Below are 13,299 nucleotides of genomic sequence, written 5' to 3'. Positions count from 1 at the left end.
AATCAGCGAGCGATGGGCATCGGTATCCGGATCGATCCAGGCATCACAGCGGCCGGAACCGGCTCGCGAAGAGGGCGGCGTGGCCCATGACGGCGCTCTCACTCGACACCTATGCCCTGGTCCGTCGGCTCAAGGCATCCGGTCTGTCCGAGGATCAGGCCGAGGCGATCACCAGTGCGATCCGCGAGAGTCGCGATGCCGATCTCGCGAACCTAGTCACCAAGACCGATCTGGCCGAGGCCAAGTTCGACATCATGAAGTGGGTGATCGGCTCGATCGGCTTCCAGACGATCGTCATCGTCGGCGCCATTGTCGCCCTGTCGCGCGCCACGCACTGACGGAACCGGGTTTCCAGAGGGCTCAGCCCTTTGGCGGGGTATCGGGGCGGAGACCCGATGCATCGGGCTTCGCTCGACCCAGGGCTTTGCCCTGGACCCGCAAAAGGTCGAAGACCCAGCCCTTTCAAGGTGTTTGGCGCAGCTATTCAAGCGAGACGCGACGCGCGCTCCTCCCCATTGCGGGGAGGAGCTGGAGGTGGGGGTGGTTCAGAAGGCACCGTTCGGCTCAATCCTGCACCACCCCCACCCCTGACTACTCCCCGCAAGGGGGGCGGGGAAAGCGCCACGTTTTCAAAGCGTTGCCGTCAAGTGGAGACGTGTGAACCCGTCGGCGAAACGTCCCGAACGCGGCCCAATCCAAACACCTTGAAAGGGCTGGGTCCCGGACCTTTTGAATCCGGGACCTTCGCAGATGGTTCCAAGTCCTTGAGCGGGCGGCATTATCCGCAGCTCGCCGCTGCGGCGGCCCGCACCCGTCCGTCCCGGCGCAGCCACAGCAGGAAAGCGAGCCCCAACGCCGCCAGGGCGGCGCCCGCGAGCGGCACGGTGTCGTAGCCGAGCCCGGCATCGATCACGCCGCCGCCGACCGCCGCCCCGATGGCGTTGCCGAGGTTGAACGCGCCGATATTCATCGCCGAGGCCAGGTTCGGCGCCCCGCTGGCCTCATCCATGACGCGCATCTGGAGCGGGGGCACGATGGCGAAGCTCGCGATGCCCCAGAGGGCAATCAGCAGCGCCGCCGACGCTTCCCCGTGCATGCCCCAGGCGAACAGCGCGAGGATGACGATCTGGGCCGCCAGGGATCCGAGGATGGTGCCGTCAACCGAGCGGTCGGCGAGGCGACCGCCCAGCCAATTCCCGGCCGTGAGGCCGATCCCGAAAAGCACTAGCATCGCTGTGACGAACAGGCTCGTCGCGCCGGTCTCGATCCGCAGGATCGGCACGATGTAGGTGAACAGCGTGAACATCGCGCTGAAACCCACCATGGTGAGCGCCAGCGCGGCGAGCACCGGGCCGCGGACGAGCGCGCGCAACTCCGCCCGCAGGTCGTCCCGGGCCTCGACCTTCAACTCGGGCAACGCGAGGCGCAGCGCCACCATGGCGACCGCGCCGACGCCTGCGATGCCCCAGAACGCCGTGCGCCAGCCCAGAACCTCGCCGATCCAGGCGGCGAGCGGCACGCCGCCGATCGTCGCGATCGCGAGCCCGGAGAACATCGACGCCACCGCGGCGGCCCGGCGCTCCGGCGGCACGATCCCGGCGGCCACCACCGAGCCGATCCCGAAGAACGCCCCGTGGTTCAGCGCCGTGACGAGGCGGGCCATGACAAGCATGGCGTAGCTGTCCGAGACGGCAGCCAAAAGGTTGCCGAGGGTGAAGATCGCCATCAGCCCGACCAGCAGCCGGCGGCGCGGTATGCGCGCCGAGGCCAGGGTCATCAGCGGCGCGCCGACCAGCACCCCCAGCGCGTAGGCGCTGATCACGAGGCCGGCGGCGGGGATCGAGACGCCGAGATCCCCGGCGATGAGCGGCAGCATGCCCATCGGGGTGAATTCCGTAACGCCGATGCCGAAGGCGCCGACCGCCAGGGCCAGCAGGGGAGGATTTGATCGCCATGTGAAGGCTCCGGTTGTTCCGGGGCAGCACGTGGCGGATTTGACATGATGCGAGTAGACCGCTCGCCGGATCGAGATCTGTGCGTTGGAGGCACGAATGCAGCGCGACAAGGCCGACCGCGCCGGGGACATGGCCGTGTTCGTGGCGGTGGCGGAGGCCGGGAGCCTGTCGGGGGCGGCGCGCCGGCTCGGGCTGACGCCCTCGGCCGTGAGCCGGGTCGTCGCCCGGACCGAGGCGCGGCTCGGCGTGCAGCTCCTGGTCCGGACCACCCGGACGCTGCGCCTGACCCAGGAGGGCGAGACCTACGGGCGCGCGGCACGGCGCATCCTGGCCGATCTCGCGGAGACCGAGACCGCACTCTCCGACCAGGGCTGCCCGCGCGGGCGGGTTCGGGTCAGCGCCGCCACCGCCCATGGGCGCCTGGTGATCGTGCCGCTGCTCGGCGAATTCGTCACGCGCCATCCCGGCATCGTGGTCGAGATCGACCTGAGCGACGAGATCGCCGACGTGCTCGGCGGCCGGGCCGATATCGGCATCCGGTTCGGGCCCCTGGCCGACAGCCCGCTCACCGCCCGGCGGCTCGGCGAGACCGGCCGGACCGTGGTGGCCGCCCCCGCCTATCTCGACCGGGCCGGGATTCCGCACCGGCCCGCCGACCTCGCCGACCACAACTGCCTGGATTTCACCTTCCGCCGGATCGAGCCCGGCTGGCCGTTCCGCGAGGACGGACGCGACGTCATCCTGCCGGTGCGCGGCACCCTCGCGGCCAATAACGGCGAGACCCTGGTGCAGCTGGCGCTCGGCGGCGTCGGCATCACCCGGGTCGGCAATTTCCACATCGCCGACGACCTCGCGACCGGCCGGCTGGTGCCGCTCCTGGAGCCGTTCAACCCGCAGGACCGCGAGGCGATCCACGCGGTGTTCGTGGGCGGCGCAGGCCTGCCGGCCCGGGTGCGGGTGCTGGTCGACTTCCTGGCGGAGCGGATGCGCGGGGGTTAGGCCCCGTCAGCCGAACACAACCGGCAGGCGCCCCGCCTCGGTGCGGATGATCTCCACGAGCTGGGCGTCCTCGGCCGGGTCGGCGAGCCGCAGGCCGACCGGGGTCGAGCGGGTGCGGATCGTCAGCCAGCGTAAGGTAGGCCGGAGGTCGAGGGCCTCGACCACGTCCACCCCGGGATGTTCCGGCTGGAGCTGCAGGAAGGTCAGGTGGTTGCGGCTGGGGCGCGCGCGCAGCAGGTCGTCGATCGCCTCGACCATGTCCCGGGGCGTGTGCAGATGCGTCATCATCCACAGCCGGTTCTCGGTGCCGGGGGTGTCCAGGGCCACCCGCAGGCGGCGCACGCCCTCGGTCAGGAAGGCGTAATCCGCCGCGTTCGCCGCCGGGTCGTGGTGGTTGAACACGCATTCGAGCCCGTGGCGCTCCCGGTAGAGCCGGTGCCGGCCGCGCCAGATGTCGGGGCCGCGGCGCTCCGCCTCCGGGATGCTCTCGAGCTGGCCGCGGTCGGTGAGCGCGGCAAAGTCGTCGTCCAGGCAGTCCCGGACCATGCCGGGCATGGCGAAGATCCAGTCGAGCGGGCCGGACCAGTGGCGCAGGTCCAGGGTCTTGAGCACGTGCGCCATCTGGCAATTGCAGCCGAGCGACACGTGGTTGTGCTCGCCCGGCTCGCGCGCGTCGCGCCGGCCCAGCAGGCGCCCGAGGGCGCCCAGCAGGCCGCCGGTCGCGCCAGGTGCGCTCACAGGGTCCGGCCGATGGCGAGGAATTTCTCCGCCCGGCGGTCGCGGATCTCCACCGGGCTCAGGCCGTCGAACTGGGCGAGCGAATCGGCGACGGCGTCGCCCGCGCCGCGGATCGCCGCCTCGCGGTCGCGATGGGCGCCGCCGGTGGCCTCCGGGATGATGCCGTCGATGACGCCGAGCCGCAGCAGGTCCTGGGCGGTGATCTTCATGGCGGTGGCGGCCTCGTGGGCGCGGCCCTGGTCGCGCCACAGGATCGAGGCGGCGCCCTCCGGCGAGATCACCCCGTAGATCGCGTGCTCCAGCATCAGCACCCGGTTGGCGGTGGCGAGCGCGATGGCGCCGCCCGAGCCGCCCTCCCCGATCACCACGGCGACGTTGGGCACGCCGAGCGCTAGGCACGCCTCGGTGGAGCGGGCGATGGCCTCGGCCTGGCCGCGCTCCTCGGCCTCGATGCCCGGATAGGCGCCGGCGGTGTCGACGAAGGCGATCACCGGCAGGCCGAACCGGTCGGCGGTCTCCATCAGGCGGACCGCCTTGCGGTAGCCCTCGGGCCGGGCCATCCCGAAATTGTGGCGCAGCCGCGCCTCGGTGGTCGCGCCCTTCTCCTGGCCGAGCACCAGGACCGGGCGCCCGCGGAAGCGGCCGAAGCCGCCCAGGATCGCCTCGTCCTCGCCGAAGCTGCGGTCGCCGGCCAGCGGCGTGAACTCGCTGATCAGCCCGGCGCAGTAATCCACGAAATGCGGGCGCTGCGGGTGGCGGGCGACCTGGGTCTTCTGCCAGGGCGTGAGGCTCGCGTAGATCTCGGCGAGCGCCTGTCCGGCCTTGGCCTCGAGCCGGCCGACCTCTTCGGAGATCGAGACGGCGCCGTCGCGCTCCCCGACCGCCCGCAATTCCTCGAGCTTGGCCTCCAGCTCGGCAACCGGCTTCTCGAAGTCGAGGTAGGTGCGCGTCACCGCCATCGTGTCACAGGTCTTCCCGGGTTCGCCGCTCCGGAAGCGGCGGGCGCGAGGTGTTGGCGATGGCGGGTTTGGTGTCAACCGGCGCGGGGTTCGAGCAGCTTTGCGCGGAGGTTGCCCGGGCGGGATTTTTTGGCGGGGCGGTTGCGGTGGTGGGCTTGGGAGATTGCCCGGCCCGAGGCGTGATCCGGTCGATCATGCGTGACAGGCGGGTCCTTCGCGGCTTGTCATCGAGGGCGGCCCGAACCCCGGTTCAGCGCCGCCGCTCCAGGATCGACACGTAGTTGGCCACGGCCGCACCGCCCATGTTGAAGATCCCGGCCAGGTTCGCGCCGGGGACCTGCATGTCGCCGGCCTCGCCCATGAGCTGGAGGCAGGCCATCACGTGCATCGAGACACCGGTGGCGCCGACCGGGTGGCCCTTGGACTTCAGCCCGCCGGACGGGTTGATCGGCAGGCGGCCGCCCTTCTCGGTCAGGCCCTCGCGGACGACGCGAAAACCCTGGCCGGGCTCGGCCAATCCCATCGCCTCGTACTCGATGAGCTCGGCGATGGTGAAGCAATCATGCGTCTCGACGAAGGACAGGTCGTCGTTGCCGATCCCGGCCTGCGCGCGGGCCTTGTCCCAGGCGAGGCGTGCGCCCTTGAATTCGGTCGGGTCCCGGCGCGACAGGGGCAGGATGTCGTTGACATGGGCCCGCGCGCGGAAGCCGATCGCCCGCGCCAGCCCCTCGGCGGTCTCGGCATCCGCCACGACGAGGGCGGCGGCGCCGTCCGAGATCAGCGAGCAATCGGTGCGCCGGAGCGGCGCTGCCACGTAGGGGTTTTTTTCTGAAACTTTGTTGCAGAACTCGAAACCGAGATCCTTCCGGAGCTGCGCATAGGGGTTGGCGACGCCGTTGCGGTGGTTCTTGGCGGCGATGCGGGCCAGTTCCTCGCTGCGGTCGCCGTAGCGCTTGAAATAGCCCGCCGCGATCCGCCCGAACACGCCCGCAAAGCCGCCCTCGATGTCGGCCTCCTCCTTCCGGTAGGAGGCGCCGAGCAGGATGTCGCCGGTCTCGGCCACGGATTTCGCCGTCATCTTCTCGGCGCCGACCACCAGGGCGATCCGGCCGCGGCCGCTATCGACGAAGTCGAGGGCCGCGTAGAGCGCCGCCGAGCCGGTGGCGCAGGCATTCTCCAGGTGGGTCGCCGGCGCGTGGGCGAGGCCCGGCCGGTTCAGGGCGACCTGCGACCCCTCGAAGCCCTGCTTCGAGAAGCCGGTATTCATGACGCCGACATAGATCCCGTCGACCTGCGCGTCCTCAACGCCGGCATGCGCCAGCGCCTCGCCGGACACCCGCGCGATCAGGCCCTCGACATCCGGTTCCTCGAGCTTGCCGAAGGGGGTGTGGGCCCAGCCCACGATGCAGGCGCGCGTCATTTTTCGACTCCTCCCGATTCTTCGTCGAACGATGGGCCCGGCGTGCCCGAGGATCAAGCCGCGGGCGTCAGCCCGGCTCGCCCTCCCCGATCAGGAAGTCGAAGTCGCAGCCTTCCGGCGCCTGGGTGACGGTGCGCCGGTAGAGCGCCTTGTAGCCGCGCTTGGGCGCGGGCGGCGGACGATGGTCGGCGAGGCGGCGGGCGATCTCGGCGTCGTCCACCAAGAGGTCGATCCGCTTGTCCCGGATCGACAGGCGGATCCGGTCGCCGTCGCGCACGGCCCCGAGCGGGCCGCCGATGGCCGCCTCCGGGGCGATGTGCAGCACGATCGATCCGAAGGCGGTGCCGGACATCCGCGCGTCGGAGATGCGGACCATGTCCTTGATCCCGGCCCGGGCGAGTTTTTTGGGGATCGGCAGGTAGCCCGCCTCCGGCATCCCGGCGGCGTGCGGACCGGCATTCTGCAGCACCAGCACGTCGCCCGCCGCGACGTCGAGGTCCGGGTCGTCGATCCGCCGGCTCAGGTCCTCGAGGCCGGTGAACACGACCGCCCGCCCCTCGGATTCGAACAGCTCCGGCGTCGCGGCAGCGCGCTTGAAGATCGCCCCGTCGGGGGCGAGGTTGCCGCTGAGCGCCACCAGGCCGCCCACCGGCGAGACCGGGTTGTCGAAGGCGCGAATCACCGCGCGGTCGACCCAGCCGGGCGGCTCGTCCAGGCGTTCGGCCAGGGTCCGGCCCTCCACGTCCATGGTGTCGAGATGCAGCAGCGGGCGCAGCTCGCGCAGCAGCGCGCCCATGCCGCCGGCGGCGTGGAAATCCTCCATGTAGCCCTCGCCCACCGGCTTCAGGTCGACCAGCACCGGTGTCTCGTCCGAGATTGCGTTGAAGCGCCCGGCGGGGATGCGGATGCCGAGGCGCCCGGCGATGGCCGTGAGGTGCACGATCGCGTTGGTCGAGCCCGACACCGCCATCAGGACCCGGATCGCGTTCTCGACCGATTTTTCCGTGATGACCTGCGCTGGCGTAACCTTGGTCTGGATCAGCCGCACGGCGGCGCGGCCGGTCTCCTCGGCGGCGACGAGCCGGTCCGAATGCACCGCCGGGATCGCGGCCGTGCCCGGCAACGACATGCCGAGCGCCTCGGCGATGCACGCCATGGTCGAGGCGGTGCCCATCACCGCACAGGTGCCGGCCGTGACGGAGAGCCGGCCTTCGACCTCGGCGATCTCCTCCGAATCCACCGTGCCGGCCCGGTACTTGGCCCAGAAACCCCGGCAATCCGTGCAGGCGCCGAGCCGCTGGCCGCGATGGCGGCCGGTGGACATCGGGCCGGTCACCACCTGGATCGCCGGCAGGCCGGCCGAGGCCGCGCCCATGAGCTGGGCCGGCACGGTCTTGTCGCAGCCGCCGATCAGCACGACCGCGTCCATCGGCTGGGCCTGGATCATCTCCTCCGTGTCCATGGCCATGAGGTTGCGGTACATCATGCTGGTCGGGTTGAGGAAAACCTCCCCCAGCGACACGGTCGGAAAAGGCCGCGGCAGGGCGCCGGCGGCCAGCACGCCGCGGGAGACCGCCTCCACCAGTTCGGGCATGCCGCGATGGCAGTTGTTGAAGCCGGACGGCGTCATCGCGATGCCGACCACCGGCTTGTCGAGGAGCGTGCGCGAGATGCCCATGGACCGGGCGAAGGAGCGGCGCAGGTAGCGGGCGAAATCGCGGTCGCCGTAATTGGTCAGACCCCGGTCGAGGCCGTGCGGTTCGGCGGTGCCGGACGCGTCGCTCATGATCTCGCTCCCCGAGGTGGTCCAGCTCAGCGTAGGTGGAACGCGATCCAGGCGACCGCGAAGAACACCGCGCCGGTGATCAACCATTGTGCGACGACGCGATAGCGGATTTTCACGCCGCGAAAAGCTCCGGATGGCGGACGCGGAGCGCCAAAACCAGTGTCAGCGTCTTCAAGTCGGTGAGTTCGGCCCGGTCCGCCATCCCGGCGAGGTCGGCGAGCGGCATTTCCACGATCCGGATGTTCTCGTGCTCGCCCTCGGCACCGCCGCCATCCTCGGCGCGGTCGGCCTTGCCGTAGGGCGCGAGGTAGAGGTGCAGCTTCTCGGTGGTCAGGCTGGCGCAGGAATAGGTCGCGCCGACGAATTCCAGGTCGCGCAGGCGCAGCCCCACCTCCTCCAGCACCTCGCGCCGGCCGTTCTCCTCCGGGCTGCCGTCGTCGATCAGGCCGGCCGGCGCCTCCAGCTGAACCTGCTCGCCGGCGGCGAACAGCGGCGGCACCCGCAGCTCCCGCACCAGCGTGGCGACTTTTCGCTCGGGATCATACGGCAGGACGCCGACCGAGTTGCCGTGATCCTCGATCTCACGCTCGACCACGGCGCCGTCGGCGAGGCGCACCGTCGCGATCCCGAACTTGCTCCAGCCCTCGTGGATGAACCGGACGTCCAGGATCTCGGCTGTCATGGCGTATCCCCGTCTGCCGGGCCGTCCCGTCGCCCACAAGGCCTTACACGGGGATGGCGCGTCGGGTTCCGAGAGACATGATAGGCGCGGCGGCGTTTCTGCGGGCCGCCATCCGGCGATCGACGGGTCCGACCGTGTGAGGCAGAGCCGTCTCGGAATCGACTGACGTCGCTATGCAAGTCGGCAGAATAAAATGGTGCCGGAGGAGGGATTTGAACCCCCGACCTTCGCTTTACGAAAGCGCTGCTCTACCACTGAGCTACACCGGCAACCGCAGGGCCGGCGAACCGGCCCCGACCTCCTGTCCTGGCCGTCTCAGCGACGAACCCGGCCAGAATTCCACGACGGTCTGCACCGTCCCGGACGTGGCAGGCTCATAGCGGTCCGACCGGCGCAAGGCAAGGCCGATACCGTGTCAGGAACGCGCGTCGACGGCCAGCTCGTCCTGCAGGAACGCCCGCACCGCCCCCCGGTCGATCCCGGGGGCGATGAAGCTCTGGCCGATGCCGCGGGCGAGGATGAAGGTCAGGGCGCCATCGCGGACCTTCTTGTCCTGGGCCATCGCGTCGAGCAGGGCGTCGGCGTCGCCGCAGCCACCCGGAACCGCCTGGAGGCGGGTCGGCAGGCCGGCGAGCGCGAGATGGTTGGCGACGCGGCCGCCATCCTGCCCGGCACAGAGCCCGAGCCGCGCCGAGAACCGGAAGGCCAGGGCGAGGCCGATCGCGACGCCCTCCCCGTGCACCAGCCTTGCCGAGTTGTAGCCGGTCAGCCGTTCCAGGGCGTGGCCGAAGGTGTGGCCGAGGTTCAGGAGCGCGCGCTCGCCGTCCTCGCGCTCGTCCCGGGTGACCACCGCCGCCTTGGCCCGGCAGCAGGCGGCGACCGCCTCGTCCCGCTCCGGGCCGCCGGAAAAGATGCCGCGCCACTTGGCCTCGCACCAGTCGAAGAAGCCGGCATCGGCGATCAGCCCGTATTTGGCGACCTCGGCGTAGCCCGCCCGCATCTCGCGCTCGGACAGGGTGTCGAGCGCCGCCGTGTCGGCCAGGACGAGGCGAGGCTGATGGAAGGCGCCGATCAGGTTCTTGCCGAGCGGCGCGTTGATCCCGGTCTTGCCGCCCACCGAGGAATCGACCTGAGCGAGCAGGCTGGTCGGAACCTGCACGAAGCGCACGCCCCGCCGCAGGGTCGCGGCCGCGAAGCCGGCGAGGTCCCCGACCACGCCGCCGCCGAGCGCGACCACGAGATCGCCGCGCTCGACCTTCAGCGCCAGCAGGCCGTCGCAGACCTGCGCGTAGCCGGCGTAGGATTTCGAGCCCTCGCCCGGCGCCACGGTGACGATGCCTGAACCCAGGCCGGCCCGCTCCAGGCTGTCGCGCAGGCGCGCCCCGTAGAGCGCCCCGACATTCTCATCGGTGACGATCGCGGCCCGCCGAGCCCCGAGGGCGGCGATCCGCGCGCCCGCCGTCTCGATCAGGCCGCGGCCGATCAGGATGTCGTAGTGGCGGCCGGCATCGAGCGGCACATGCACCGTCAGGGGAACCGGATGGGTCGAGGGCTCGGTCACGGACAGGCTCGCTGCAAGGTCACTGGGCGGCGATGGGGCTCGGTGCCGCCGCGTTCAGGTGGGCGTCCAGCGCCTCCAGCACGTCCTGGACGACGCGGTCGTGCGACACCTCCCGGGAGATCACCACGATGTCGGCCGCCGCGTAGACCGGGTGGCGGACCGCCATGAGGTCGCGCATCGTCGCCTCCGGATCGTCGGTGAGCAGCAGCGGGCGGTTGCCGCGCTTGCGCACCCGCCGCATCAGCACGTCGAGATCCGCCTTGAGCCAGACCGAGATGGCGGATTCCCTGATCCGCACCCGGGTCGCCTCGCGCAGGTAGGCGCCGCCGCCGGTGGCCAGCACCAGGGGGCCGGCGCGCAGCAGGCGCGAGATGACCCGCTCCTCGCCGTCCCGGAAGCTCGGCTCGCCGTAGATCGCGAAGATGTCGGGGATGGTCAGGCCGGCCGCCGCCTCGATCTCGCTGTCGGCATCCTTGAAGATCAGCCCGAGCCGGCTGGCCAGGCGCCGCCCGACCGTGCTCTTGCCCGCCCCCATCAAGCCGACGAGCACGATCGAGCGCAGGCCCAGCGCCCGGCGCAGGCGCGCCTCGATCGGTTCACCGACATCCTCTTCGTTCATCGACGGCAGCATCGCATGGTCGCGGCGTCTCCGGCTCCCTGTCGGCCGCCCCGTGCGCGCCTCGCCGGGGGGCTTCCAATCCTGTGCCAGGCTCTTAGCGCGATTCAAGCGGCCTGCGAAACGCATCGCTGTGTCCTCGCGGGCCTTGTCAGCGCCGCGATCGCGTGATGGAAACCGATCTCTCGCGACATCTCGGGGGGGCTTTTCGCGCGCTCCCCTCCCCACCGACCGCGCTCGTCTGCCCGAGGTTCGACCGACGTGCCGACCCTGTTCCGTTTCTTCGCCACCCTCGCGATCCTGGCCGGGCTCGTCTTCGCGGCGATGTTCGCGCTGGCGAACTTCGTGGTGCCGACCCCCCGGGAGATGACCGTGACCATCCCGGCTTCGAAGCTCCAGCCGGGCAGCCATTGAGCGCGGCGGCGGCAGACGGCCCGGTCACGCCCCCGTCTCCGGAGGTCGCCGCCTATCTCGACATGCTGGCCGCCGAGCGCGGCGCGGGCGCCAACACGCTGGCCGCCTACCGGCGCGACCTCGACGATTACCTCGCCTATTTGGGCCGCGCCGGCATTCCCCTCGAAGAGGCCGATACGCACGGCCTCCGGGCCTTCGTCGCCGACCTGGAGACGCGCGGGCTGATGGCCTCGTCGGCGGCGCGGCGCCTGTCCTGCGTGCGCGGCTTCCACAAGTTTCTCTACGCCGAGGGCTATGCCGAGGCGGATCCGAGCGTCGCGGTCTCGGGGCCGCGCCGGGGCCGGACCCTGCCGAAGGTGCTGTCGATCGCCGAGGTGGACGGGCTGCTGGCCACCGCGCATGCGGCGGCGGCCGACAAGGAGGCGGGGCCGGCGCGGCGCGCCCGCCGGATGGTCTGCCTGCTCGAACTCCTCTACGCTACGGGATTGCGCGTCTCGGAACTCGTCGCCCTGCCGCGCGCCGCCGGCACCACGCGCGAGCGCTACCTGTTCATCAAGGGCAAGGGCGGCCGCGAGCGGCTCGTCCCGCTGACCGAGGCGTCCCGGGTGGCGATGACCGCTCATCTGGCGGCGGTGCCGGAGGAATCCCCGTGGCTGTTCCCCGCCGACAGCGACAGCGGCCACCTTACCCGGCAGGCCTTCGCCCGCGACCTCAAGGCCGTGGCGGTCGCCGCCGGATTGCGCCCCGACCGGGTCAGCCCGCACGTTCTGCGCCACGCCTTCGCCAGTCACCTGCTGCAGAACGGGGCCGATCTGCGCATCGTCCAGGAATTGCTCGGCCACGCCGACATCTCGACCACGCAGATCTACACGCACGTCCTCGATGAGCGCCTGAAGGCGATGGTACGAGACCTGCACCCGCTCATGGATGGCTGAACGCCGCACGGGATCTGTGGCACGCCGCCCGACGACGAGAATTGTACAGGTTTCTCGAACTGACTAAGAGAGACCTGTCGGCATACCGGTACGATAGCCTGCCTTTACCAGAGAGAGTTCATCCGATGTCAGGCCCGACTGCTTCGCAGAGCGGCGCTGAGCCGAACCAGGCGGGTCGTGCGACCGTCGACCTGCCATCGCAGCGGGACCGGCAGCGCCTCGACAACCAATTGTGCTTCGCGGTCTACGCCGCCGCGCACGCCTTCGGCCGCGCCTACCGGACGCTTCTTGGCCGCTATGAGCTGACCTATCCGCAATACCTCGTGCTGATGGTGCTGTGGGAAGAGGACGGCCTGTCGGTCAAGGAGATCGGCAATCGCCTGTTCCTCGATTCCGGGACTCTGACCCCGTTGCTCAAGCGCCTGGAAGCTTCGGGCCGGGTCCGGCGCGCCCGCGATCGGGCCGACGAGCGGCAGGTCAGCATCTTCCTGACACCCGCCGGCGCGAAGCTGCGGGACGTGCTCGCCTGCCTTCCCGACGAGGCGGGCGACCGGACCGGCCTGGATATGCAGGGCCGGAAGGATCTGCTGAACGATCTCGTCACCTTGCGGCTCGGCCTTCAGGCCGGTCTGATCCCCGAGTAGCGCGCCGTCACGCCCGGCGGTCGAAGCCCCGTCATTCCAGTCCTGAACGGATGAAGGCACCCGCGCGGCTGCGCGGATGCCCCCATTCCGGTTGCGCGATCGCGCGCTGTCTCAGGACTGCGTCTTGAGGTAGGCGATCACGTCGCTGACCTTCTTGTCGTCCGGGTAGCCCTGGAAGATCATCTTGGTGCCGGGCACCTTCGCCTTCGGGTTCTTCAGCCACTCGTGGAGATTGGCCTCGTCCCAGGTGATGCCGGAATTCTTCATCGCGGCGGAGTAGTTGTAGCCCTCGTAGGTGCCGGCCTTGCGCCCGACGACGCCCTTGAGGTCCGGACCCACGCCGTTCTTCTGGAAGTTGTGGCACGCCTTGCAGGGGGCGAACGCCTTCTCGCCTGCGGCCGCATCACCGGCCTCCTGGGCCTGCGCCGAGAGGGGGATCAGGGCGGCAAGGACGGCGCCGAGAACGAAAGAACGCATGGATTTCCTCCTTATGGCCGCTGTCGCGGCAGCGTTTAGAGCAGAGCTTGCCTGCCTGGAACAGCTCTAAATGATTACACGCAGATGGTGCAACGGCCTAGCCGTCCGCGACC

14 protein-coding genes and 1 tRNA gene are annotated in these 13,299 nt (G+C 70.4%); 5 read left to right on the top strand and 10 right to left on the bottom strand.

Going from position 1 to position 13,299, the window contains the following annotated elements:
* Nucleotides 1–86 precede the first annotated feature (86 nt).
* The gene (locus tag MKL11_RS12365) at nt 87–338 is read left to right on the top strand and encodes a CCDC90 family protein (protein ID WP_243943726.1); all 252 of its coding nucleotides are present in this window, start codon (nt 87–89) and stop codon (nt 336–338) included.
* A gap of 440 nt (nt 339–778) precedes the next feature.
* On the opposite strand, the gene MKL11_RS12360 is transcribed toward MKL11_RS12365, so the two are convergent.
* On the bottom strand, nt 779–1,936 hold the full coding sequence (locus MKL11_RS12360; protein ID WP_279600462.1) for an MFS transporter: 1,158 nt from the start codon (nt 1,934–1,936) through the stop codon (nt 779–781).
* A 115-nt stretch (nt 1,937–2,051) separates the two neighbouring features.
* On the opposite strand from MKL11_RS12360, the gene MKL11_RS12355 reads away from it, so the two are divergent.
* Complete coding sequence (locus MKL11_RS12355) at nt 2,052–2,954, top strand: LysR family transcriptional regulator (protein ID WP_243943721.1); 903 nt, start codon at nt 2,052–2,054, stop codon at nt 2,952–2,954.
* Nucleotides 2,955–2,960: 6 nt separating this feature from the next.
* Here the strand turns inward: MKL11_RS12355 and MKL11_RS12350 are convergent, their stop codons facing one another.
* The 8 genes from MKL11_RS12350 to MKL11_RS12315 form a co-directional block, all read right to left on the bottom strand.
* Nucleotides 2,961–3,692, bottom strand: coding sequence for a DUF1796 family putative cysteine peptidase (locus tag MKL11_RS12350; protein ID WP_243943719.1), 732 nt, complete (start codon nt 3,690–3,692; stop codon nt 2,961–2,963).
* The gene (locus tag MKL11_RS12345; RefSeq protein WP_243943717.1) at nt 3,689–4,651 is read right to left on the bottom strand and encodes an acetyl-CoA carboxylase carboxyltransferase subunit alpha; all 963 of its coding nucleotides are present in this window, start codon (nt 4,649–4,651) and stop codon (nt 3,689–3,691) included. The genes MKL11_RS12350 and MKL11_RS12345 overlap by 4 nt, the downstream gene beginning before the upstream one ends.
* A gap of 250 nt (nt 4,652–4,901) precedes the next feature.
* Nucleotides 4,902–6,071, bottom strand: a complete 1,170-nt coding sequence (locus MKL11_RS12340) for an acetyl-CoA acetyltransferase (protein ID WP_243943715.1) — start codon at nt 6,069–6,071, stop codon at nt 4,902–4,904.
* Between the two features lie 67 nt (nt 6,072–6,138).
* Nucleotides 6,139–7,857, bottom strand: coding sequence for an IlvD/Edd family dehydratase (locus MKL11_RS12335; protein ID WP_243943706.1), 1,719 nt, complete (start codon nt 7,855–7,857; stop codon nt 6,139–6,141).
* A gap of 112 nt (nt 7,858–7,969) precedes the next feature.
* The gene (locus MKL11_RS12330; protein ID WP_243943699.1) at nt 7,970–8,539 is read right to left on the bottom strand and encodes an NUDIX domain-containing protein; all 570 of its coding nucleotides are present in this window, start codon (nt 8,537–8,539) and stop codon (nt 7,970–7,972) included.
* Nucleotides 8,540–8,733: 194 nt separating this feature from the next.
* A tRNA-Thr gene (locus MKL11_RS12325) sits at nt 8,734–8,808 on the bottom strand.
* Nucleotides 8,809–8,954: 146 nt separating this feature from the next.
* On the bottom strand, nt 8,955–10,100 hold the full coding sequence (aroB, locus tag MKL11_RS12320) for a 3-dehydroquinate synthase (RefSeq protein WP_243943697.1): 1,146 nt from the start codon (nt 10,098–10,100) through the stop codon (nt 8,955–8,957).
* Between the two features lie 19 nt (nt 10,101–10,119).
* Nucleotides 10,120–10,719, bottom strand: coding sequence for a shikimate kinase (locus MKL11_RS12315; protein ID WP_243943689.1), 600 nt, complete (start codon nt 10,717–10,719; stop codon nt 10,120–10,122).
* Nucleotides 10,720–10,977: 258 nt separating this feature from the next.
* Here MKL11_RS12315 and MKL11_RS12310 point away from each other — a divergent pair, with 258 nt between their 5' ends.
* From MKL11_RS12310 to MKL11_RS12300, 3 genes are all read left to right on the top strand, one after another.
* Nucleotides 10,978–11,130 (top strand): histidine kinase, encoded by a 153-nt coding sequence (locus MKL11_RS12310; protein WP_243943687.1) that lies wholly within the window; start codon nt 10,978–10,980, stop codon nt 11,128–11,130.
* Nucleotides 11,127–12,065 (top strand): site-specific tyrosine recombinase XerD, encoded by a 939-nt coding sequence (locus MKL11_RS12305; RefSeq protein ID WP_279600436.1) that lies wholly within the window; start codon nt 11,127–11,129, stop codon nt 12,063–12,065. The genes MKL11_RS12310 and MKL11_RS12305 overlap by 4 nt, the downstream gene beginning before the upstream one ends.
* A gap of 125 nt (nt 12,066–12,190) precedes the next feature.
* Nucleotides 12,191–12,709: a MarR family winged helix-turn-helix transcriptional regulator gene (locus MKL11_RS12300; protein WP_243943685.1), complete on the top strand. Its 519-nt coding sequence runs from the start codon at nt 12,191–12,193 to the stop codon at nt 12,707–12,709.
* Nucleotides 12,710–12,820: 111 nt separating this feature from the next.
* On the opposite strand, the gene MKL11_RS12295 is transcribed toward MKL11_RS12300, so the two are convergent.
* On the bottom strand, nt 12,821–13,186 hold the full coding sequence (locus tag MKL11_RS12295; protein WP_243943683.1) for a c-type cytochrome: 366 nt from the start codon (nt 13,184–13,186) through the stop codon (nt 12,821–12,823).
* Nucleotides 13,187–13,299: the final 113 nt, after the last annotated feature.

Source organism: Methylobacterium sp. J-077 (assembly GCF_022829365.1).
In the GTDB taxonomy this organism is placed as follows: Bacteria; Pseudomonadota; Alphaproteobacteria; order Rhizobiales; family Beijerinckiaceae; genus Methylobacterium.
The sequence above is the reverse complement of the archived record's forward strand: the minus strand, read 5'-3'. Positions and strand labels throughout refer to the sequence as shown.